The 21,934-nt window shown below is 70.5% G+C and carries 21 protein-coding genes and 1 pseudogene; 11 read left to right on the top strand and 11 right to left on the bottom strand.

The window, feature by feature from the left end; genetic code table 11:
* The first annotated feature begins 4 nt into the window (after positions 1–4).
* The 5 genes from MKK68_RS16325 (at position 5) to MKK68_RS16305 (ending at position 4,354) form a co-directional block, all read left to right on the top strand.
* Positions 5–445, top strand: a complete 441-nt coding sequence (locus MKK68_RS16325) for a DUF4345 domain-containing protein (protein WP_147729875.1) — start codon at positions 5–7, stop codon at positions 443–445.
* The gene (locus MKK68_RS16320) at positions 442–2,475 is read left to right on the top strand and encodes an FUSC family protein (protein ID WP_244031411.1); all 2,034 of its coding nucleotides are present in this window, start codon (positions 442–444) and stop codon (positions 2,473–2,475) included. The genes MKK68_RS16325 and MKK68_RS16320 overlap by 4 nt, the downstream gene beginning before the upstream one ends.
* A gap of 25 nt (positions 2,476–2,500) precedes the next feature.
* Positions 2,501–2,695, top strand: coding sequence for a DUF1656 domain-containing protein (locus MKK68_RS16315; RefSeq protein ID WP_147729829.1), 195 nt, complete (start codon positions 2,501–2,503; stop codon positions 2,693–2,695).
* Positions 2,695–3,753: an HlyD family secretion protein gene (locus MKK68_RS16310; RefSeq protein ID WP_244031409.1), complete on the top strand. Its 1,059-nt coding sequence runs from the start codon at positions 2,695–2,697 to the stop codon at positions 3,751–3,753. Before MKK68_RS16315 ends, MKK68_RS16310 begins: the two co-directional genes overlap by 1 nt.
* A gap of 103 nt (positions 3,754–3,856) precedes the next feature.
* A complete protein-coding gene (locus MKK68_RS16305) occupies positions 3,857–4,354 on the top strand; it encodes a DUF3280 domain-containing protein (protein WP_244031407.1) in 498 nt (165 codons plus the stop codon).
* A gap of 447 nt (positions 4,355–4,801) precedes the next feature.
* Here MKK68_RS16305 and gatB read toward each other — a convergent pair whose 3' ends face one another.
* The 5 genes from gatB to MKK68_RS29530 all read right to left on the bottom strand — a co-directional run bounded on the left by gatB (position 4,802) and on the right by MKK68_RS29530 (position 8,770).
* Positions 4,802–6,274: an Asp-tRNA(Asn)/Glu-tRNA(Gln) amidotransferase subunit GatB gene (gene gatB, locus MKK68_RS16300; RefSeq protein WP_147727681.1), complete on the bottom strand. Its 1,473-nt coding sequence runs from the start codon at positions 6,272–6,274 to the stop codon at positions 4,802–4,804.
* 64 nt (positions 6,275–6,338) lie between these two features.
* Complete coding sequence (locus MKK68_RS16295; RefSeq protein ID WP_147727685.1) at positions 6,339–6,641, bottom strand: hypothetical protein; 303 nt, start codon at positions 6,639–6,641, stop codon at positions 6,339–6,341.
* Positions 6,638–8,128, bottom strand: a complete 1,491-nt coding sequence (gene gatA, locus MKK68_RS16290) for an Asp-tRNA(Asn)/Glu-tRNA(Gln) amidotransferase subunit GatA (protein WP_244031406.1) — start codon at positions 8,126–8,128, stop codon at positions 6,638–6,640. The genes MKK68_RS16295 and gatA overlap by 4 nt, the downstream gene beginning before the upstream one ends.
* Positions 8,129–8,225: 97 nt before the next feature.
* A complete protein-coding gene (gene gatC, locus MKK68_RS16285; protein WP_147727679.1) occupies positions 8,226–8,513 on the bottom strand; it encodes an Asp-tRNA(Asn)/Glu-tRNA(Gln) amidotransferase subunit GatC in 288 nt (95 codons plus the stop codon).
* 134 nt (positions 8,514–8,647) lie between these two features.
* Positions 8,648–8,770: a hypothetical protein gene (locus tag MKK68_RS29530; protein ID WP_279605389.1), complete on the bottom strand. Its 123-nt coding sequence runs from the start codon at positions 8,768–8,770 to the stop codon at positions 8,648–8,650.
* 186 nt (positions 8,771–8,956) lie between these two features.
* Here MKK68_RS29530 and MKK68_RS16280 point away from each other — a divergent pair, with 186 nt between their 5' ends.
* Together MKK68_RS16280 and ruvX are read left to right on the top strand one after the other, a co-directional pair.
* Entirely contained in the window at positions 8,957–9,538 is a 582-nt protein-coding gene (locus MKK68_RS16280; protein ID WP_147727684.1) for an SMI1/KNR4 family protein, read from the top strand.
* Positions 9,539–9,560: 22 nt separating this feature from the next.
* The gene (gene ruvX / locus MKK68_RS16275; RefSeq protein ID WP_147727677.1) at positions 9,561–10,052 is read left to right on the top strand and encodes a Holliday junction resolvase RuvX; all 492 of its coding nucleotides are present in this window, start codon (positions 9,561–9,563) and stop codon (positions 10,050–10,052) included.
* Positions 10,053–10,081: 29 nt separating this feature from the next.
* Here the strand turns inward: ruvX and dprA are convergent, their stop codons facing one another.
* From dprA to MKK68_RS16255, 4 genes are read right to left on the bottom strand one after another with little or no spacing between them, the layout of a single operon-like run.
* Positions 10,082–11,260: a DNA-processing protein DprA gene (gene dprA, locus MKK68_RS16270; RefSeq protein WP_244031399.1), complete on the bottom strand. Its 1,179-nt coding sequence runs from the start codon at positions 11,258–11,260 to the stop codon at positions 10,082–10,084.
* 21 nt (positions 11,261–11,281) lie between these two features.
* Positions 11,282–11,914 carry a glycerol-3-phosphate 1-O-acyltransferase PlsY gene (gene plsY / locus MKK68_RS16265; protein ID WP_243983518.1) on the bottom strand — a complete coding sequence of 211 codons (633 nt, stop codon included), beginning with the start codon at positions 11,912–11,914 and terminating at the stop codon, positions 11,282–11,284.
* A complete protein-coding gene (locus tag MKK68_RS16260; RefSeq protein WP_147727856.1) occupies positions 11,911–13,221 on the bottom strand; it encodes a dihydroorotase in 1,311 nt (436 codons plus the stop codon). Before MKK68_RS16260 ends, plsY begins: the two co-directional genes overlap by 4 nt.
* Before the next feature lie 5 nt (positions 13,222–13,226).
* Positions 13,227–14,174, bottom strand: coding sequence for an aspartate carbamoyltransferase catalytic subunit (locus MKK68_RS16255; protein ID WP_147727857.1), 948 nt, complete (start codon positions 14,172–14,174; stop codon positions 13,227–13,229).
* A gap of 143 nt (positions 14,175–14,317) precedes the next feature.
* Between MKK68_RS16255 and MKK68_RS16250 the strand changes: the two genes are divergently transcribed.
* The 3 genes from MKK68_RS16250 to topA all read left to right on the top strand — a co-directional run bounded on the left by MKK68_RS16250 (position 14,318) and on the right by topA (position 19,048).
* Positions 14,318–15,172, top strand: a complete 855-nt coding sequence (locus tag MKK68_RS16250; RefSeq protein ID WP_243983517.1) for a cytochrome b/b6 domain-containing protein — start codon at positions 14,318–14,320, stop codon at positions 15,170–15,172.
* Entirely contained in the window at positions 15,169–16,080 is a 912-nt protein-coding gene (locus MKK68_RS16245; RefSeq protein WP_147727858.1) for a molybdopterin-binding protein, read from the top strand. The genes MKK68_RS16250 and MKK68_RS16245 overlap by 4 nt, the downstream gene beginning before the upstream one ends.
* Before the next feature lie 205 nt (positions 16,081–16,285).
* Positions 16,286–19,048: a type I DNA topoisomerase gene (topA, locus tag MKK68_RS16240; protein ID WP_147859266.1), complete on the top strand. Its 2,763-nt coding sequence runs from the start codon at positions 16,286–16,288 to the stop codon at positions 19,046–19,048.
* Between the two features lie 51 nt (positions 19,049–19,099).
* On the opposite strand, the gene MKK68_RS16235 is transcribed toward topA, so the two are convergent.
* Positions 19,100–19,285, bottom strand: a complete 186-nt coding sequence (locus MKK68_RS16235) for a hypothetical protein (protein ID WP_147729298.1) — start codon at positions 19,283–19,285, stop codon at positions 19,100–19,102.
* 278 nt (positions 19,286–19,563) lie between these two features.
* Between MKK68_RS16235 and parE the strand changes: the two genes are divergently transcribed.
* Positions 19,564–21,684: a DNA topoisomerase IV subunit B gene (gene parE / locus MKK68_RS16230; protein WP_244031397.1), complete on the top strand. Its 2,121-nt coding sequence runs from the start codon at positions 19,564–19,566 to the stop codon at positions 21,682–21,684.
* A gap of 155 nt (positions 21,685–21,839) precedes the next feature.
* Here the strand turns inward: parE and MKK68_RS29780 are convergent.
* Positions 21,840–21,934: pseudogene (locus tag MKK68_RS29780) on the bottom strand (porin family protein); the annotation flags it as partial.

Here is a 21,934-nt window from a genome sequence, read left to right as displayed (position 1 = left end):
CGCGATGATGACGGAACGACAGGCGCTGCAGCGCACGGTGGCGGTCGCGGCGATCGTTCCGATCGCCGCCGGATTGTATGGCGTGGTCTTCGGCATGAACGGCCTGGAGGCCGGCCTGCCCGACATCTCGGCCGACAGCCATTTCCGCTACCTGTCCGGCCTGCTCACCGGCATCGGCATCCTGTTCCTGACCTGCGTCGCCGGGATCGAGGAGAAGGGCCGGCTCTTCCGGTTCCTCACCCTCGTCGTCGTGCTCGGCGGGCTCGCGCGCCTGCTCGGCCTGTGGCTCACCGGCGTCCCGTCGCTGACGATGCTCGCGGCGCTCGGCATGGAGCTCGGCGTCACGCCGCTGCTCTGCCTGTGGCAGGCGCGGATCGCCGGGCGGGCGCGGGACGCCGCCGCGATCGTGGAGACAGGGGCCGCCCCCGGCACGCCGGCGCGATGAGCGAGGCCGCCACCGAAACCACGCCCTGGCTCGGCCGGATGGTCGACCGGCTCGACGCGATCGTGCCGAAGCCGGCCGCCTGGGCGTTCGCCCTGCGGATCTGGCTGGCGATGATGCTGGCGCTCTACGCCGCGTTCTGGTTGCAGCTCGACAGCGCGTCGTCGGCCGCCACCGGCGTGGCAATCCTGGCGCAGCCGAAGCGCGGGCAGGCGATCTCGAAGGCCGCCTACCGCTTCCTCGGCACCGTGATCGGCGGCATCGTCGCGATCGTGTTCATGGCGCTGTTCGCGCAGGACCGGGTGACGCTGCTGGTCGCGTTCGCGGTTTGGATCGGGGTCTGCGTCTTCATCGCCCAGTACCTGCAGGACACCCGCGCCTACGGCGCGATGCTGTCCGGCTACACCGTGGCGATCATCGCGCTCGCACATATCGATGCGCCCCAGACGACGTTCGACGCGGCGGTCGGGCGCCTGGCCGCGATCACGGTCGCGATCGTCACCATCACCTTCATCAACGACGCCCTCGCCTCGCCGAGCACGTGGCGAACGTTGCTGCCGACGCTGGCCTCGGCCTACACGGGCACCAGGACCTTCGCCCGCGAGGCGTTCACCTCGGGCGATCCCGGGCCGCTGCGCACCGCCGCGCTGATCCGGACGATCGCGCCGATGCGGGCGGATGCCAGCGCGATCGCCGGCGAGCTCGACGACGGCCCCTACCGGGCGGCCGGCGCCCGCAGCGCCATCGCGGCGCTCTACGTGATGGCGGCGGCGAGCCGTGCCGCGGCGAACGCGGCCGCGTCCCTGCGCCATCCGAGCTCGGCGGTCGAGGAGGCGATCGGGCTGTGCCGCGAGGTCGCGTCCGGCGGGGTCGGCGAACCGGATGCCGGCCGCCTCGACCGGATCGATGCACGCCTGCGCGACCTCGTCGACGCGGCGGTCCGCGATGGGCGCCGGCCGCTGGACGAGCTGGTGGCGCTCCAGCGCTGCCTCGACTTCGTCAACGCCGCGACTTTCGCCGACGACGGCCTGCGCGCCCTCGCCGACGGCCACCTGCCGCTGCGCGACGTCAAGCTTCCGACCCACCGCGACTTCCCCGTGGCCCTGCGCGCCGCGTTGCGGGTGGCGATCGGCTTCGGGCTCACAGCCGCCTTCATGGTCCTCTCGGGCCTGCCGCAGACCTCGTTCGCGCTGGTCCAGGTCGCTTCGACCTGCGCGCTGTCCTCGACCGCGCCCGATCCGAAGAAGTTCGCCGTCGGCGTCCTCATCGGCATGCCGCTGGCCTCGCTGTTCGCCGGCATCGTGCTGTTCGGCTTCCTCAACGGGAACCAGGGTTTCCCGCTGCTCGCGATCGCGATGATCGTGCCGGTGTTCGTCGCCTGCTTCCTGTCGCTGAACCCGTCCACCTTCGGCATCGGCTTCATCGCGCTGGTGTTCACGCCCGTGCTGATCGCGCCCGAGAACCCGCAGAGCTACGACCCGCAGACCTTCCTGATGAACGCGGTGCTGGTGATGGCCTCCGCGGTCATCCTGTTCCTCGCCGTCCGGCTGGTGCTGCCGATCTCGGCCTCGCAGCATCGCGCCTTTGCCCTCGATTCCGCCAAGCGCGCCCTGGCGGAAGCGCTGGCGGGCGAAGGCGGCGACGCGACCACGCGGACCAGCCTGAACGCCGACCGCTTGTTCCAGTTCGCCGGATACACCTCCGGCAGCCGCGCCGTGCGGCACATGGCGATGGTGCACGCCTTCGCCCTGTCGCAGCTCGAATCCGCGGCGGCGCGTGCGCACGCTCAGATGCGGCTGCTGACCGGCACCGAGGCGATGCGTGCCCCCGCCGCGAAGGGCCGCGAGGCTTTGGCGCGCGGCGATGCCTGGCGCCTGCAGGACGCGGCCCGCGACCTCCTCCGCGCCGCGGCCGATCACGAGCGCGGCACGCGCATGACGGTCGCGCGCGCGGCGACCGACCTGGTGGCCGCCGCACGCGTTATCGAGCGTCATCGGCGCTTCCTCGTGCGCCTCGACATGCCCGGTTTTTGAAACGAAGGGGTCCCGGAAGGCGACGATGCGTCACGAACTGCAAATCGGCGGGATCCTGGTCTCGCCCTTCGTCGCCTATGCGCTCGGCGCCTTCGCGATCCTGATCGCGCTACGCTTCGTCTTCGCGCGCATCCGCTTCAGCCGCTACGTCGCCAACCCGCCGCTCGCAGAGGCCGGGATCTACGTCTGCGTGCTCGCCCTCCTGATCGTGTTGCTGTGATGGCCGACGAGGAAGACCCCAAGGCCTCGACGGCCGATCGCGCGGACGCGACGCGCGCCGACCCGCCGGCGCTCGCCGACGACCGCCCGGCCCGTGCCCGGCGCGGGCGCATCGGAAAGGTCTTCCGGCTCGCCGCGACCGGGGTGATCCTGCTGCTCGCGTTCCTCGCCGCGGCGGTGGTCTGGTCGTACTACGTCACCGCGCCGTGGACGCGCGACGGGCGGGTGCGGGTCCAGGTCGCCAGCATCGCGCCGCAGGTGTCGGGGCAGATCGTCGAGCTTCGCGTCGGCGACAACCAGACCGTGAAGCGCGGCGACGTTCTCTACGTGATCGATCCGTTCGACTTCGAGGTGAACGTCGCCTCGGCCGAGGCCGAGGTGAAGAACCGCGAGGCCGACCTTTCCGTCAAGAACGCCCAGTCGGCGCGGCGGCAGGCGCTGACCACGGTCTCGACCTCCGTCGAGGAGAAGCAGCAATACGCGGGCACCGCCAAGATCGCCGAGGCGGCCTTGGAGACCGCCAAGGCGCAGCTGTCGCAGGCCAAGACCAACCTCGCGCGCACCCAGGTGAAGTCCACCGTCAACGGCCGCGTGACCAACCTGCTGCTGCGCACCGGCGACTACGCCTCGACGGGCACCTCGAACATCTCGGTGATCGACACGGACTCGTTCTGGGTCGACGGGTATTTCGAGGAGACCAAGATGGAGAACATCCATGTCGGCGACCCGGCCGAGATGGCGCTGATGGGCTATTCCGGGCACCTGCGCGGCACGGTCGAGAGCATCACGCAGGGCATCTCCACCGCGAATGCGGCACCGAGCACGCAGGGCCTCCCCAACGTCGATCCGGTCTACACCTGGGTGCGGCTGGCGCAGCGGGTGCCGGTGCGGATCCGCCTCGGCCACGTGCCGCCGGGTGTTCCCCTGGTCGCCGGCATGACCGCGACGGTCGTCGTCGGCGAGGGCGGCACGCCGCCGCCGGCCTGGTTCATGAATCTGCGCCGGCGCATCACCGGCGAGCCGCCGCCGACCCGGGAGGCGGAGGCCGAGAAGCGCTGAGGCCGGCGCCGTCCGAGCCCGCCGGGCCGTGTTGCAGAAAGTTGCGGCCTGCCGCGTGTCCCTATACCGGCGCGCCCGGATGCGCGGGCTCGCGAGGAACGCCATGACACGCCGCCCCCTGCACGTCCTCATCGCCGCCGTCGGGCTGGCGCTGGCCGCGACCGGCGCCCGGGCCGCGCCAGCCAAGGCGGCGGTGTTCGACGTCCAGTTCGCGAACCGGTCGCCCGTCGCCCCCGACGCGGCCGAGATGGGGCGCCTGAAGCGCATCGGCACCGTGTTTCGCGACCTTCTGCAGAAGAAGGGCCTGTTCACGGTGGTCTCGGCCGAGCCGGACCAGGAGGAGGTCGCCAGGAGAGCGGACCTGCGTCGCCGCAACAGCTGCGCCGTCACCGTCGCGAAAAGGCTTGGGGCCGACACCGCGATCACCGGCGAGGTCCAGAAGGTCTCGAACCTGATCCTCGACCTCGATGTCTACGTGAAGCCGGTCGCCGACGACGCGCCGAAGCAGGCCTGCAGCGTCGACCTGCGCGGCAACACCGACGAATCGTTCGATCGCGCCGTGCCCCACATGGTCGAGAACAACATGAGCGACGGGCCGTAGGACCGGTCGATCCTAAGGATCTCGCAGAGCTTGCGACGCCGACCCGATCGATGTCGCGACGCATCAAGAGGTCGCCCATCATCGTCCAGGCGATCTTTTGCGGTGCGATCGACTATTCGCACATGCGAAGACTGGAAAGAGCAGCCGAAATGCACGCTTGACGTCGTGGTCTGTCGGGATCAGTCTATCTCCGTGCTTCGCCGATGGCGAAGCCGAGGCCGACCGGTGGGGTGAGCCTTCCGCCGGAGCAGGCAGGAGGAGACGAGCATGACTCCACCGCAGCGCGACGCCGCCACGACGACTTCGTGACCTGTTCGGCCCGAGGTCCAGCGGCATCAGACGGACGACGGACGGAAGCGGCCTCAGGGGCGCAGAAGCGGCCGGCACGGCTCGCCTTCGAATGCGCGAAATGCCCCGGCTCGGCCGCTTCCGCCCGGTTCTCAGATTCTACTCGATCCCGAGCTTGCTCTTGAGCAGGGCGTTGACCGCCGCCGGGTTCGCCTTGCCGCCGGTGGCCTTCATGGTCTGGCCGACGAACCAGCCGAGCAGCGTCGGCTTCTCCTTCGCCTGCTGAACCTTGTCGGGGTTCTTGGCGATGATGTCGTCGACCGCCGCCTCGATCGCGCCGGTATCGGTGACCTGCTTCATGCCGCGGGCCTCGACGACCGCGCGCGGGTCTCCGCCTTCCGTCCAGACGATCTCGAACAGGTCCTTGGCGATCTTGCCCGAGATGACGCCCTCGCCGATCAGGTCGATGATCCGGCCGAGCTGGTCGGCGGAGACCGGCGTCGCGTCGATGCCGATGCCTTCCTTGTTGAGGCGGCCGAACAGCTCGTTGATCACCCAGTTCGCGGCCGCCTTGCCGTCGCGCCCGCGCGCCACCGCCTCGTAGTAGTCGGCCGACGCCCGCTCGGCCACGAGCACGTTGGCGTCGTAGGCGCTGAGCCCGAAATCGGCGACGAAGCGCGCCTTCTTGGCGTCCGGCAGCTCGGGCAGGCCCTCGGCGAGGGCGTCGACGTAAGCCTGGTCGAACTCGAGCGGCAGCAGGTCCGGATCGGGGAAGTACCGGTAGTCGTGCGCCTCTTCCTTGGAGCGCATCGAGCGGGTCTCGCCCTTGGCCGGATCGTACAGGCGGGTCTCCTGGGAGATCGTGCCGCCATCCTCGATGATCGCGATCTGGCGCCGCGCCTCCGACTCGATCGCCTGGCCGATGAAGCGGATCGAGTTGACATTCTTGATCTCGCAGCGGGTGCCGAGCGGCTGGCCGGGACGGCGCACCGAGACGTTCACGTCGGCGCGCAAGCTGCCCTTCTCCATGTCGCCATCGCAGGTGCCGAGGTAGCGCAGGATGGTGCGCAGCTTGGTCACGTAGGCGCGGGCCTCCTCGGAGGAGCGCAGGTCCGGCTGCGAGACGATCTCCATCAGCGCGACGCCGGAGCGGTTAAGGTCGACGAAGCTCTGGGTCGGGTTCTGGTCGTGCAGCGACTTTCCGGCATCCTGCTCGAGGTGCAGCCGCTCGATCCCGACGGTGATCGACTCGCCGTCGAGCAGGTCGACGACGACCTCGCCCTCGCCGACGATCGGGTCCTTGTACTGCGAGATCTGGTAGCCCTGCGGCAGGTCCGGGTAGAAGTAGTTCTTCCGGTCGAACACCGAGCGGTGGTTGATCCGCGCCTTCAGGCCGAGGCCGGTGCGCACCGCCTGGGCCACGCATTCCTCGTTGATCACCGGCAGCATGCCGGGCATCGCCGCATCGACCAGCGAGACGTGGTCGTTCGGCTCGGCCCCGAACTCGGTGGAGGCGCCGGAGAACAGCTTCGAGCGGCTGGTGACCTGGGCGTGGATCTCCATGCCGATCACCACCTCCCAGTCGTGCTCGGCGCCCTTGATGAGCTTCTTCGGGTTCAGGGGAGCCGTCATGCTCGGACTTTCATGCAACGGGGCGCCGGGGCGCCGCGGAGTGTCGTGGCGGTGCGGGGACCGGTCAAGGCGCGTGCGGCCGCAGGATCCGCCGGGCGGTGAAGCCGAGGATCGACCACAGGATGGCCGCGCCCACCCGCACCGGGAAGAAGGTCGGCCCGTCGTGGCTGACCGGTGCCGGCCACGGGATGCCGATCGCGGTGACCGCCCAGGAGAACAGCACCGCGGCGACGAAGCCGGCGATGACCGCGACGAACAGCTTGCCGAACTGATCGGCCGACCAGCCGAGATAGAGGCAGACCGCGATCAGGACCGGGTCGAACCCGGCCCAGATCCAGACCGTCCAGGGATAGTAGGGGACCGTCACCACCAGGCCTTCGGCAGGACCGTGCGTCCGGCAGCGCGCTCGATCACCTCGGCCGTGGCGAACAGGGTCTCCTCGTCGAAGGGGCGGCCGATGAGCTGGAGCCCGAGCGGCAGGCCCTGGCCGTCGAGGCCGGCCGGCACCGCGATGCCGGGAAGACCGGCCATGTTCACCGTCACGGTGAAGACGTCGTTGAGGTACATCTCGACCGGGTCGGCCGAGGCCTTCTCGCCGATGCCGAAGGCGGCCGACGGCGTCGCCGGCGTCAGGATCGCGTCGATTCCGGCCGCGTAGGCCTCCTCGAAGTCGCGCTTGATCAGCGTGCGGATCTTCTGGGCGCGGACGTAGTAGGCGTCGTAGTAGCCGGCCGAGAGCACGTAGGTGCCGATCATGATCCGGCGCTTGACCTCGCGGCCGAACCCCGCCGCGCGGGTGTTCTCGTACATCGCGGCGATGTCCTTGCCGGGCACCCGCAGGCCGTAGCGCACGCCGTCGTAGCGGGCGAGGTTCGAGGAGGCCTCGGCCGGCGCGACGATGTAGTAGGCCGGCAGCGCCAGCTTGGTGTGGGGCAGCGAGATCTCGCGGATCGTCGCGCCGGCATCCTTCAGCCAGGCGGCGCCGTCGTCCCAGAGCTTCTGGATCTCGGCGGGCATGCCCTCGACCCGATACTCCTTCGGGATGCCGATGGTCAGGCCCTTTACCCCGCGCGAGACCGCGGCCTCGAAATCCGGCACCGGGAGGTCGACGCAGGTGGTGTCACGCGCGTCGGGGCCGGCCATCGAGCCGAGCAGGATCGCGCAGTCGCGCACCGTGCGGGCGATCGGGCCGGCCTGGTCGAGAGAGGAGGCGAAGGCCACCGTGCCCCAGCGGGAGACGCGGCCGTAGGTCGGCTTGATGCCGACGGTGCCGGTGAAGGCGGCCGGCTGCCGGATCGAGCCGCCGGTGTCGGTCGCGGTGGCGCCGAGGCAGAGATGCGCGGCGACCGCCGCTGCCGAGCCGCCCGACGAGCCGCCCGGGACGATCTTGGCGTCGGAGAGGACGCCGTTTTCCTGCCGGCGCCACGGCGAGATCACGTCGCCGTAGGCGCTGGTCTCGTTCGAGGAGCCCATCGCGAACTCGTCGAGGTTGAGCTTGCCCAGCATCACCGCGCCGTCGCGCCAGAGGTTGGCCGAGACGGCGGATTCGTAGTGCGGCTCGAAGGTCTCGAGGATCCTGGAGCCCGCGGTCGTGACGACGCCCTCGGTGCAGAACAGGTCCTTGATGCCGAGCGGCAGCCCTTCGAGCGGGCCGGCCTCGCCCTTGGCGATCCTCGCGTCGGAGGCGTCCGCCATCGTCAGGGCGCGGTCGGGCGTCTCCAGCAGGTAGGCGTTGAGGACCCGCGCCTTCTCCAGCGCCGCGATGTGCGCCTGCGCGATCTCGCGGGCCGAGAAGGTCTTGGCCTTCAGGCCGTCGCGCGCCTCGGCGAGGCTGAGTTCGTTGAGGTCTGTCACGCTGTTCGTCCTCGGCCGTTCGGCCGCGATGCGGGTCGGGGGCGTTCCGTCGGGCGGGGCCGGCGGGCGCGGCAGGCGTCCTTCGCGGAAGGGCCGCCTACTCGACGACTTTCGGGACCAGGAAGTAGTGGTCCTCCGTCTCGGGCGCGTTGGCGACGACGTCGACCGCGCGGCCGCCGTCGGTGACCACGTCCTTGCGCTTCTTCATCGCCATCGGCGTCACCGAGGTCATCGCCTCGACGCCGGTCACGTCGACCGCGCCGAGCTGCTCGACGAAGGCGAGGATGGCGTTCAGCTCGCCCTGCAGCGGCGCGACCTCGTCTTCGGCGACCGCGATGCGGGCCAGATGCGCGATGCGCCGGACTGTCTTCTCGTCGACCGACATGCTGCCTGTTCGTCTCGGCTGTTCGTCCCGAAGGACCCGGCGCGCCACGGCGGAGATGCGCCGCGTCGGCCCGGTCCCTCGACGGTCCGGGCGCTATAGCACCGGGCTTCGCGACGCCGCAACGCGCCGGGGCGTCAGGTGACGACGTGGTTCGGCGTCACCGTCGTCTCGACCACGATGCCGGCCGGGCGGATCGGGAAGCACGCGGCCAGGGTGAAGCCGAGCACCAGGACCTCGAAGGCGACGAGGAGCATCACCTTGTGCCGCCGCGGCAGCGGGCGGCGAGGAGGGGACCCGTGGGGGACGAAAGAACCGATGGCGCGCACGATTGCCTCCGCTGCGGGCTTAACGAAACCTTAACCATCGTTATGAGGGAAGCGCTGCGTTGTCGGCCACGGCAAACTCGCGACGCGGTTAACGGCTGTGGATGGAGCGTGAGCGCGATGTGGAACACGGTGTTCGAGCGGCTTCATCCGGGCGCACGCTCGAGCGACGCCGAGATCGCGCGGGCGGAGGCCGAGCTCGGCTTCGCGCTGCCCGAATCGTATCGCAGCTTCTGCCGTGACTGCGGCGCCGGCCTCGCCAACGGCCATTTCCGGATCGCCACGCCCCTGCCCTACCCGGCGGCCGACCTGGTGACGCGGGCGGAGATCATCGCCGACAGCATCAACGCGGCGATCGCGGCGCTCTCGGCCGCCGACGCGCCGCACCGGTTCGCGATCGAGGACAACGACCTGTCGCGGCTCGCACGCGCCTGCTTCTTCGGCGAAGGCGAGGACGGCAGCTTCCTGTTCTGGGACGTCGCCGGCGCGGGCGAGTACCCGATCTGGGTGATGGCCGCGGATCTCGAAACCGTCCGCTTCGGCGGCGACAGCCTCGACGCGTTCTTCCGGCGCACGCAGGGCCTGACGATCCTCGACGTGCTCGGCGACGGCACCCCGCCGCTGGCCTCGACCTTCGAGGGCATCGAGGCGGCGGTGATGGCGCGGGCCGGCGAGGCGAGCCCGCCCGGCGAGCCGGCATAGGGCGCGAGCGGAACGGGATACGATGGACGAGGACACGTTACGCGCCTTCGCCGAGGCCTCGCGCGGCGGCCCCCGGCTGATCGGCATCGATCTCGGCACCAAGACGATCGGGCTCGCCCTGTCGGATCTCGGCCGCCAGATCGCGTCGCCCCTGGAGACGATCAAGCGGGTGAAGTTCACGCCCGACGTCGCGCGGCTGCGCTTCCTCTGCGAGCAGCACGCGGTCGGCGGGCTGGTGATCGGGCTGCCGCTCAACATGGACGGCAGCGAGGGCGTGCGGGTGCAATCGACGCGCTCGTTCGTGCGCAACCTCAAGCCGCTCCTCGACCTGCCGGTCCTGTTCTACGACGAGCGCCTTTCGACCGCCGTCGTCACGCGTGCGCTGATCGCGGCCGACACCTCGCGGGCCAAGCGCGGCGCGCTCGTCGACAAGCTCGCCGCCGCCTACATCCTGCAGGGCTGCCTCGACCGGATGCGGGGGCTGGTCGAGTCCGAGGACGACGACCCGTTCTGAGCGCTTGCGCGCGTCTCGCCGGCTGCGGCTCAGCCGATCAGCGACACCATCCCGCTGCCGTGCCGCTCGATCCGCCCGTCGAGCTCGAGCTCAAGCAGCGTGGTCTGGACGCGGCGCACGGAGAGCCCGGTGGCACGCGCAAGCTCGTCGGTGCCGACCGGCGTCGGGCTGAGCGCGGCGACGAGCGTCTCCCGGTCGCTCACCGGCTCTGCCGGTTCCGGCGCCTCGAACGGCGCAGCCGGCATCGGCGCGGCGCCGTCATCGAGGTCGATCTCGTCCCAGAAGTCCGGCTGGTCGGCGAGGTCCGGTCGCGGGAGCGCCGGCACCCGGTCGGGGTCGTTGCCGCGCTCGATCAGCGGTGCGATGGCGGCGAGGACGTGCTCGACCTCGGCGACGAGCGTCGCCCCCTGGCGGATCAGGTCGTTGGTGCCCTCCGCCCGCGGGTCGAGCGGAGAGCCCGGCACCGCGAAGACCTCGCGACCCTGCTCGAGGGCGAAGCGCGCGGTGATCAGCGAGCCCGAACGGCGTGCCGCCTCGACCACCACGGTGCCGTAGGCCAGCCCCGAAATGATGCGGTTGCGCCTCGAGAAGTCGCGCCCGCGCGGCACCCAGCCCATCGGCATCTCGGCGATCACCGCCCCGCCCGCCTCCAGGATCGCCTCGACGATGCCGGCATGGTTGGCCGGATAGATCTTGTCGTGGCCGCCCGCGAGCACCGCGACGGTGCCGGTCGCGGCGGACGCCTTGTGCGCGCGGGCGTCGATCCCGCGGGCCAGGCCGGAGACGACGACGAGCCCCGCTTCGCCGAGACCGCGCGCCAGCCGCTCGGTGAAGGCGAGCCCGGCGGCTGAGGCGTTGCGCGAGCCGACGATCGCCACCGCCGGCCTTGAAAGCGCGTCGGCGGATCCGCGCACCGCGACGAGGGGCGGCGCGGAATCGGCCGCCTGAAGGATCTTCGGGTAGCCCGCCTCGCCCATCGCGACGATGCGGGCACCGAGGCGGCACGCTGCCGCGATTTCCGCCTCGGCCTCGGCGCGCGCCGGCGGCACGAGGCGCCGTCCCCGGCGCGCGGTCAGGTCCGGCAGGGCCGCGAGGGCGCCGGCCGCGCCGCCGAAGCGGCTGATCAGGCTGCGGAACGTGCGCGGCCCGACCCCTTCCGTTCGGATCAGGCGGAGCCAGTCGAGCCTTTGTGCGTCGGTGAGCTGCACGGGCCTTCCCCCGAAGGGGTCTCAGCCCTTCTGACCGATCCGTCCCTCGGTGCCGTCGACCAGCCGGCGGATGTTGGGCGCGTGCTTCCACCATAACAGCAGGCCGAGGACGAGGAAGAGGCCCGCGCGCGCCGGATCGTTCAAGGCCCACAGAATGATAGGGGTCGCGGCCGAGGCTGCGAGCGCCGCGAGCGACGAGTAGCGCAGGGCGAAGGCGAGGCCGAGCCAGATCGCCGCGAAGGCGAGCAGCGCCGGCGGGCTTAGGGCGAGCAGCACCCCGAGGAAGGTCGCGACGCCCTTGCCGCCCCTGAACCTGAGCCAGACCGGGAAGAGATGCCCGAGAAAGGCGCCGAGCCCGGCCGCGAGCGCCGGCCACGCGCCGGTCCCGTCGCTGGTGCCTTGGCCGAACCGCTGCGCGATCAGCACCGCCGCGGTGCCTTTCAGGGCATCGCCGAGCAGCGTCGCGGCGGCGAGCCCCTTGCGGCCGGTGCGGAGCACGTTGGTCGCGCCGATGTTGCCCGACCCGATCGCCCGCACGTCGCCGAGGCCGGCAAGCCGCGTGAAGACGAGCCCGAACGGGATCGAGCCGAGGGCGTAGCCGAGCGCCAGGCAGCCGAGGACGACCGGCCAGGCGATGTCCGACAGCGCGCTCATGCGGCCGCCGCGAGGTCGGCCGAGCGGTGGACGATCCGGCCGCCGACGAGCGTCAGCACCGCGGCGCCCTGCATCCGCGCCTCGTCGAACGGCGAGTTCTTCGAGCGCGACTTCAGGGTCCGCTTGTCGAGCACGTAGGGCACGTCCGGATCGATCAGCACGAGGTCGGCCGGGGCGCCGACCGCGAGCCGACCGGATTCGCGCCCGAGGATGCGCCCCGGATTCGCCGACAGCGCCGCGAGCAGGCGCGCGAGCGTGACGTCGCCGGCGCGCACGAGGCGGAGCGCGGCGCCGAGCAGGGTCTCGATCCCGAGCGCGCCGTCGGCAGCCTCGGCGAAGGGCAGGCGCTTGGTCTCGACGTCCTGCGGGTTGTGATCGGAGACGACGACGTCGATCACGCCCTCGTTCAGCGCCGCCGCCAGCGCCTGCCGGTCGGCCTCGCCGCGCAAGGGCGGCGAAAGCTTGCAGAAGGTGCGGTAGTGCCCGATGTCGCCCTCGTTCAGGACGAGGTTGTTGATCGAGGCGCCGCAGGTCACCGGCAATCCGTCGTGCTTGGCCCGGCGCACGATCTCGACCGAGTCGGCGCAGGAGATCATCGCCGCGTGGTAGCGCGCGCCGGTGAGGCGGACGAGGCGGAGGTCGCGCTCCAGCATCATCGTCTCGGCCTCGCGCGGGATGCCCATCAGCCCGAGCCGCGAGGCCAGCTCGCCCTCGTTCATCACGCCCTCGCCGACGAGGTCGGGCTCCTCGACGTGCTGCATCAGTAGCGCGCCGAAGTCGCGGGCGTAGGTCATCGCCCGCCGCATCACCTGCGCGTGCGTGACGGCGCGGAGCCCGTCGGTGAAGGCGACGGCGCCGGCTTCCTGGAGCAGGCCGAACTCGGTCATCTCGTGGCCGGCAAGCCCCTTGGTGATCGCCGCCGCCGGCAGGACGTTGACGCAGGCCGTGTCGCGGGCGCGGCGCAGCACGAAGTCGACGATCGCCGGCCCGTCGATCACCGGATTGGTGTCCGGCATGCAGACCAGCGTCGTGACCCCGCCGGCTGCCGCCGCGGCGCTGGCGCTCGCCAGGGTCTCGCGGTGCTCGGCGCCGGGCTCGCCGACGAAGGCGCGCATGTCGATCAGGCCCGGCGCCAGCACGTGGCCGGCGCAGTCGATCGTCCGCGCGCCCTCCGGCAGGCCGGGCGCCGCGCCCCAGGCGATGTCGGCGATGCGGCCGTCGCGGATCAGGACATGGCCCGGCTCTTCGCGGCCGTCGGCCGGGTCGAGGAGGGTGGCGTTGGTGAGGATCTGAGCTTGTTCGGTCATGGCCATCACGCGTTCGGCAGATGCGAGGCCAGCGCTTCCATCACCGCCATGCGCACGGCGACGCCCATCTCGACCTGCTCGCGAATCAGCGACTGCGCCCCGTCGGCGATGTCGGAGGCGATCTCGACGCCGCGGTTCATCGGGCCGGGATGCATCACCAGGGCGTCGGGAGCGGCGAGCGCGAGCTTGTCGGCGTCGAGGCCGAAATAGCGGAAATACTCCTTCACCGAGGGCACGAACGAGCCGTTCATGCGCTCGCGCTGCAGGCGCAGCATCATCACGATGTCGCAGCCGTCGAGGCCCTTGCGCATGTCGGTGAAGACCTCGACGCCGAAGCGCTCGATGCCGGCGGGCAGGAGCGACGACGGGGCGATCACGCGGACGCGCGCACCCAGCGCCTGCAGCAGGATCAGGTTCGAGCGCGCGACGCGGCTGTGCAGCACGTCGCCGCAGATCGCGACGCGAAGCCCCTCGATCCGCCCCTTGTTGCGGCGGATGGTCAGCGCGTCGAGCAGCGCCTGCGTCGGGTGCTCGTGGGCGCCGTCGCCGGCATTGACCACCGAGCAGTCGACCTTCCGCGCGAGCAGGTGCACGGCGCCGGCCGAATGGTGGCGCACCACGATGATGTCGGGCCGCATGGCGTTCAGCGTCGCCGCGGTGTCGATCAGCGTCTCGCCCTTCTTCACCGAGGACGAGGCCACCGACATGTTCATCACGTCGGCGCCGAGGCGCTTGCCGGCGAGCTCGAACGAGGATTGCGTGCGGGTCGAGGGCTCGAAGAACAGGTTGATCTGGGTGCGACCGCGCAGCGTCGCGCGCTTCTTCTCAACCTGACGGGAGATCGCCACCGCCGCGTCCGCCCGGTCGAGCAGCCCCTCGATGTCGGGGCGCGACAGGCCCTCTATCCCGAGGAGATGCCGGTGGGGATAGTTCGGGTGCGTCGGCTGGCTCATCGCCTCGCGTGATAGGTCGCGCCCGATGCGACGGCAAGCGCGCGGCGCGGGACCGGGCTGGCAACTTTCGGCGGCGGCGATACGTAACCAGCCGAGACGAGGCGGCGAAGTGGTCGCCACTCGGACAATCAGGTGACACTCCCTTGGCAGCTTCCCCGGCGATTCCCTCCGGCACCGCGACGCCCCGCCGCGAGGCGATCTACCGGCATCCGCTGGTGATCCGCGTCGCGCACTGGCTCAACGCCGCCTCCCTGCTGATCCTGCTGATGAGCGGGCTGCAGATTTTCAACGCGCATCCGGCCCTGTACTGGGGCGCGAAGTCGACCTTCGACACCCCGGCGCTGGCGATCACCAGCGACACCGACGCCAAGGGCAACGCCCGCGGCATCGTGACGATCGGCGGCCGCACCTTCGACACCACCGGCGTGCTCGGGCTCTCGAAGGACCAGGGCCAGATGACCGACCGGGCCTTCCCGTCGTGGAGCACGATCCCCTCGGGGCAGGATCTCGCCACAGCGCGGCGCTGGCACTTCCTGTTCGCCTGGGCGCTGGTGATCAACGGGGCGATCTACCTGCTCTACGGGCTGGTGTCGGGGCAGCTTCGCCGGCGGGTGATCCCGGACGGCGACCAGATCCGCGACTTCGGCGGCTCGGTGCGCGAGCATCTCACGCTGCACTTCCCCAAGGGCGAGGAGGCCAAGCGCTACAACGTGCTGCAGAAGCTGACGTACCTCGCCGTGATCGCCGGCCTTCTGCCGGTGATGGTGCTGGCCGGCCTCGCGATGTCGCCGGGCATGGATGCCGCCTGGCCCTGGCTGGTCGACGTGTTCGGCGGCCGGCAGTCGGCGCGCACGATCCACTTCATCGTGGCCAACCTCCTGGTGCTGTTCGTGATCGTGCACGTGGTGCTGGTGCTGGTCTCGGGCTTCTGGAACAACATGCGCGGCATGGTCACCGGCTGGTTCGCGATCGAGAAGGACGGAGCGACCCCGCGATGAGCAACCTCGACCGCCGCCGCTTCCTCACCACCGTCGCCGCGCTCGGCGGCACCGCGATGCTCGCCGGCTGCGACCGCTTCGCCGGGTCCGCCTACGGCCCGCGGACGCTGAAGGCCGGCGAGGACGCCAACCTGTTCGTGCAGCGCCTGTTGCTCTCGAACGCCTCGCTGGCGAAGGAATTCCCGGATTCCGAGATCTCGGCGGTGTTCAAGCCGAACGGCACGATCGACCCGCCGGACAAGGCCTACAAGGCGCTTGCGGCCTCGAACTTCTCGACCTTCAAGCTCGAGGTCGGGGGCCTCGTCGAGCGACCGCAGAGCTTCGGCCTCGCCGACCTCCGCGCGCTGCCGTCGCGGACGCAGACGACCCGGCACGATTGCGTCGAGGGCTGGAGCTGCATCGGAAAATGGTCCGGCGTGCCGCTGGCTGAGGTGCTGAACCGCGCCGGGCTGAAGCCGCAGGCGCGCTACGTCGTGTTCCACTGCGCCGACACGCTCGAATATGCCGGCGGCGGCCTCGAAGGCGGCAAAGACGGCGCGTTCCTGCAGCCGGAGAACCCGAGCGCGGTGCGCCACGTCCAGGTGGCGGCCGCGGGCAACGATGCCGACGCCTGGGGCGGTGCCCCGGCCGAGGAGCCCGAGGAGACGCGCACGCCGATCCGCTACTACGAGAGCATCGACCTCACCGACGCCTTCCACCCGCAGACGATCCTCGCCTACGACCTCAACGGAAAGCCGCTCCCGGTCTCGAACGGCGCGCCCCTGCGCCTGCGGCTCGAGCGGCAGCTCGGCTACAAGCAGGCCAAGTACGTGATGCGGATCGAGGTAGTCGAATCGCTGGCCAGGATCGGCGACGGCCAGGGCGGCTACTGGGAGGACCGCGGCTACGAATGGTACGCCGGCATCTGAGACCGGCCCCCTCCCCCGCAGAGGGGGGGAGAATGCCCACCCGTACGCGCCTCGCGGCAGGCGCCCCGAACAGCCCCCCATTTGACAACCCGCGGGGCATGAACCACTTCATGCCCCGCGCAGGTCCGGCCCGGCCGCGGCGCGAAACCCAACAATTGGTGCGTTCCTGCCGCTGCTCGGGCTTTGACGAGAGGCTGTTTCGTCCATGAAAGTCGTCGTCGTCGAGTCGCCGGCCAAAGCCAAGACCATCAACAAGTATCTTGGCCGCGACTATGAAGTCATCGCCTCGTTCGGGCACATCCGCGACCTTCCGGCCAAGGACGGGTCGGTCGATCCCGAAGCCGATTTCAACATGATCTGGGAGCTCGACGCCCGCGGCTCGAAGCAGGTGTCCGAGATCGCCCGCGCCGTGAAGGGCGCGGACAAGCTGATCCTGGCGACCGACCCGGATCGCGAGGGCGAGGCGATCTCCTGGCACGTGCTGGAGGCGCTGACCGCCCGCAAGGTGCTGAAGGGCATCCCGGTCGAGCGCGTCACCTTCAACGCGATCACCAAGGCGTCGGTCGAGACGGCGATGCGGCAGCCGCGCCAGATCGATCAGGCGCTGGTCGACGCCTACCTGGCGCGCCGGGCGCTCGACTACCTCGTCGGCTTCAACCTGTCGCCGGTGCTGTGGCGCAAGCTCCCCGGCGCCCGCTCGGCCGGCCGCGTGCAGTCGGTGGCCTTGCGGCTCGTCTGCGAGCGCGAGGTCGAGATCGAGCGCTTCAAGCCGCGCGAGTACTGGTCGCTGGTCGCGACCCTCTCGACCGCAGACGGCGGCGTGTTCGAGGCTCGCCTCGTCGGGGCCGACGGCAAGCGCATCCAGCGCCTCGACGTCGGCAACGGCGAGGATGCGGCCGCGTTCAAGCGCGACCTCGAGCTCGCGACGTTCCAGGTCGCCTCGGTCGAGGCGAAGCCCGCCAAGCGCCATCCGCAGCCGCCCTTCACGACGTCGACGCTGCAGCAGGAGGCGTCGCGAAAGCTCGGGATGGCGCCGGCGCAGACCATGCGCGTCGCCCAGAAGCTCTACGAGGGCGTCGACATCGGCGGCGAGACGGTGGGCCTGATCACCTACATGCGGACCGACGGCGTCGACATGGCGCCCGAGGCCATCGCCGACGCGCGCCGGGTCATCGGCCGCGAGTTCGGCGACAAGTACGTCCCGGGCGTGCCGCGCCGCTACAGCGCCAAGGCCAAGAACGCGCAGGAGGCCCACGAGGCCGTGCGCCCGACCGACATGGGCCGGCTGCCGAAGCAGGTCGCGCGGATGCTCGATCCCGAGCAGGCCAAGCTCTACGACCTGATCTGGACGCGGACCGTCGCCAGCCAGATGGAGTCGGCCGAGCTGGAGCGCACCACGGTCGACGTGACCGCCAGCGTCGGCCCGCGCCGGATCGACCTGCGCGCCACCGGCCAGGTCGTGAAGTTCGACGGCTTCCTCACCCTCTACCAGGAGGGCAAGGACGACGAGGAGGACGAGGACGGCAAGCGCCTGCCGCCGATGAAGGCCGGCGAGGCGCTGAAGCGCGAGCGCATCGCCTCGACCCAGCACTTCACCGAGCCGCCGCCGCGCTTCTCCGAGGCCAGCCTCGTCAAGCGCATGGAGGAGCTCGGCATCGGCCGGCCCTCGACCTACGCCGCGGTGCTCCAGACCCTGCGCGACCGCGAATACGTCAAGATCGAGAAGAAGCGCCTGCAGCCCGAGGACAAGGGCCGGCTCGTGACCGGCTTCCTCGAGAGCTTCTTCAAGCGCTACGTCGAGTACGACTTCACCGCCGACCTCGAAGGCCAGCTCGACCGGGTCTCGAACGCCGAGATCGACTGGCGCGACGTGCTGCGCGACTTCTGGCGCGACTTCTCCGCCGCCGTCGGCGGCACCAAGGAGCTGCGCGTCACCGAGGTGCTGGAGGCGCTGAACACGCTTCTCGGCGACCACATCTTCCCCGAGAAGGCCGACGGCTCGAACCCGCGCACCTGCCCGACCTGCGGCTCGGGCCAGCTCTCGCTGAAGCTCGGCAAGTTCGGCTCCTTCGTCGGCTGCTCGAACTACCCGGAATGCAAGTTCACCCGGCAGCTCTCGGCCGCGGGCATCGAGGGCGAGGGTGACGGCTCATCGCCGGACGGCAGCCCGCCCGGCACGCGGGTGCTCGGCAACGATCCGGTGACCGGATTGCCGGTGACGATCCGCGACGGCCGGTTCGGCCCGTTCGTCCAGCTCGGCGAGGCCTCGACCGAGAAGGACGCGGCCAAGCCCAAGCGCTCGTCGCTGCCGAAGGGTGTGACGCCGTCGATGGTCGACCTGGAGAAGGCGCTGCGGCTGCTGTCGCTGCCGCGCGAGGTCGCCCGGCACCCGGAGACCGGCGAGCCGATCCTGGCCAATCTCGGCCGGTTCGGGCCCTACGTCCAGCACGGCAAGACCTACGCGAACCTGGGCAAGGACGACGACGTGCTCGAGGTCGGCGCCAACCGGGCGATCGACCTGATCGTCGCCAAGGAACAGGGCGGCGGCCGCGGCCGCCCGTCCTCGGATCCCGGCCGCCCGATCGGCAAGGACGAGGCGACGGGTCGCGAGCTGGTGGTCAAGGCCGGCAAGTACGGCGCCTACGTCACCGACGGCGAGGTCAACGCGACCCTGCCGAAATCGATGGCCGCCGAGGCGCTGACGCTCGCCGAGGGCATCGACCTCGTCAACGCCAAGCGCGCGGCCGGCGGGGGCAAGCCGAGCCGCGGCCGCAAGGCCGCGCCGGCGCGGGGTGCGAAGGCCACGGCGCGCAAGCCGGCAAAGGCGGCCAAGGACGGCGAGGTCGGGACGGTGAAGACCGCTTCCAAAACCTCCGCCAAACCCGCCGCGAAGAAGCGCGCCACGCCGAAGGCCGCTGCGGGCAAGGCCGCTGCGAAGCCGGCTTCGAGCAAGAAGGCCAGCGGCTGAACCGCCGGCGGCGCAGCTTGCCGGCGGTCCGCGCCAGGCGCGTCGCAGGTCTCAGACGAGGTAGCTGATCGTCGCGGCGAAGGCCGTCGCGAAGGTCGCCAGGGCGACCGTCGTCGGATTGACGAAGGCCGCGCGAGAGACGGGCGCAGCGTCCTGCTCGCATCCGAAGGCTTGCCCGGCGGCGCGCTCGAGGCGGGCGAGGATCAGGGTTCGGGCTTCGATCGAAGCAGTCGTCATCGTCGGCGTCCCAGCCCTCGTTACGGCAAAGATCTTGTGATATAATGCATGATCATGCCGCCGGTTCCGCGCGAAATTGCAGCGTGAGGCGATCTTAACCGGATCTGCGCATCACCCCGATGACGGTTGCATCGCAGCGTTTGGAGGGTTCGCGCTGCACATGCGAAGCTGCATAGCGGATTCGGCCTGCGATCGCCTTTGATGTTTCCGTTTTGTTCCGGTATCGTGAGCGGATGAAAGCCCATGCGAGACGTGACCCGAAGCCTGGAGCCCGTCGGTTGAGCGACGCCCCCATCGACCTGTTCGGGCCGGGCGCGAAGGCCGCTGCCCATTCTTCGCCAGCCCATTCTTCGCCGGCCAAGCCTTCGGCCACGGATCCCTCGCCCGCCGCGCCCCTGCCCTCGTCCGAGCGCCGGCGCAAGCCGACGGCGCCGATGGCGGCGCTCGAGCCGCTCGCCGGTCCGGAGGCCGGCTACACCGCATCCGACATCGAGGTGCTGGAAGGGCTGGAGCCGGTGCGGCGCCGGCCCGGCATGTATATTGGCGGCACCGATGAGCGGGCGCTGCACCACCTGTTCTCGGAGGTGATCGACAATTCGATGGACGAGGCGGTGGCGGGCCACGCCAGCTTCATCGAGGTCGAGCTGGAGGAGACGGGCGCGCTCGTCGTCACCGACAACGGCCGCGGCATCCCGATCGACCCGCACCCGAAGTTTCCCGGCAAGTCCGCGCTCGAAGTTATCATGACGACGCTGCATGCAGGCGGGAAGTTCGACTCGAAGGTCTACGAGACCAGCGGCGGCCTGCACGGCGTCGGCATTTCGGTGGTGAACGCGCTGTCCGACCTCCTGGAGGTCGAGGTCGCGCGCAACCAGACGCTCTACCGCCAGAGTTTTTCGCGCGGTCATGCGCAGGGCGGGTTGGAAACCGTCGGGCGGGTGCAGAACCGGCGCGGCACGCGCATCCGCTTCCATCCCGACGCGCAGATCTTCGGCTCGCTGGCGTTCGACCCGCGCCGCCTGTTCAAGATGGCGCGCTCGAAGGCCTACCTGTTCGGCGGCGTCGAGATCCGGTGGCGGTGTGCGCCGGCGCTGATCGAGGGCACCGACATCCCGGCCGAGGCGGTGCACCGCTTCCCCGGCGGCCTGCGCGACTACCTCGCCCGCGACATCGAGGGCAAGGAGCTCGTCACCGACGCGATCTTCTCCGGCAAGATCACAAAGCCCGGCTCGCACGGCTCGCTCGAATGGGCCGTGGCCTGGATGGTCCACGACGACGGCGTCTCCGCCTCGTACTGCAACACCATCCCGACGCCCGAGGGCGGCACCCACGAATCCGGCCTGCGCGTCGCGCTGCTGCGGGCGCTGCGCGAGCACGCCGAGCGGGTGAACCAGGCCAAGCGCATGACGGCGGTGACCACCGACGACGTGATGGCGACCTGCGCCTCCATGCTGTCGGTCTTCATCCGCGAGCCGGAGTTCCAGGGCCAGACCAAGGACAAGCTCGCCACCGTCGAGGCGTCGCGCATCGTCGAGACCGCGATCCGCGACGCCTTTGACCATTGGCTCGCCGCGTCGCCGGCCCAGGCCAACAAGGTGCTAGACTGGGTGATCGACCGGGCCGAGGAGCGCCTGCGCCGACGCCAGGAGAAGGAGGTCGCGCGCAAGACCGCGACGCGCAAGCTGCGGCTCCCCGGCAAGCTCGCCGATTGCTCGGCCGCCGGCACCGCGGGCTCGGAGATCTTCATCGTCGAGGGCGACTCGGCCGGCGGCTCGGCCAAGCAGGCGCGCGACCGGGCCATGCAGGCGATCCTGCCGCTGCGCGGCAAGATCCTGAACGTTGCCTCGGCCAGCCGCGACAAGCTCGGTGCGAACCAGCTTATCGGCGACCTCACCCTCGCGCTCGGCTGCGGCACCGGCGGTCAGTACCGCGACGAGGAGCTGCGCTACGACAAGGTGATCATCATGACGGACGCCGATGTCGACGGCGCCCATATCGCCTCGCTGCTGATCACCTTCTTCTACCGGCAGATGCCGAAGCTCATCGACAAGGGCCACCTCTACCTCGCGATGCCGCCGCTCTACAGGCTGCAGCAGGGCACCAAGACGGCCTACGCCCGCGACGACTCGCATAAGGAGCAGCTGATCAAGACGGTGTTCAAGAACGGCAAGGTCGAGATCAGCCGCTTCAAGGGGCTGGGCGAGATGATGCCGGCGCAGCTGAAGGAGACGACGATGGACCCGAAGAAGCGCATCCTGATGCGCGTCGCCGTCCTCGACGAGGCGCGCGAATCGACCGGCGACGCGGTCGAGCGCCTGATGGGCAACAAGCCGGAAGCCCGCTTCACCTTCATCTCCGAGCGAGCCGCCTTCGCCGAGAAGACCGACCTCGACATCTGAGCGGCCCGGCACGGCGGTCCGATCGGAGCCCGGCCGCGAGGCCGGGCTTTTTCATGCCCGCGATCGTGCGACGAAAAAAGCCCGGCCTTTCGGCCGGGCTTCTCGGGTTGGGTCGAACCGCGGCTCTGGGCGAGCCGCGGCGGATCCGGCAGGTCCTAGTACGAGCCGAACTTGTAGTTCAGGCCGGCGCGCACGACAGCGAACTCGGTGCTGTTGTTGCGGTTCAGGCCGCTCTGCACGACGGTCACGC

Origin of the sequence: Methylobacterium sp. E-016, assembly GCF_022829745.1 — a bacterium.
In the GTDB taxonomy this organism is placed as follows: domain Bacteria; phylum Pseudomonadota; class Alphaproteobacteria; order Rhizobiales; family Beijerinckiaceae; genus Methylobacterium.
Note: the sequence above shows the minus strand (reverse complement) of the source record. Positions and strands in the feature narration are given on the sequence as shown.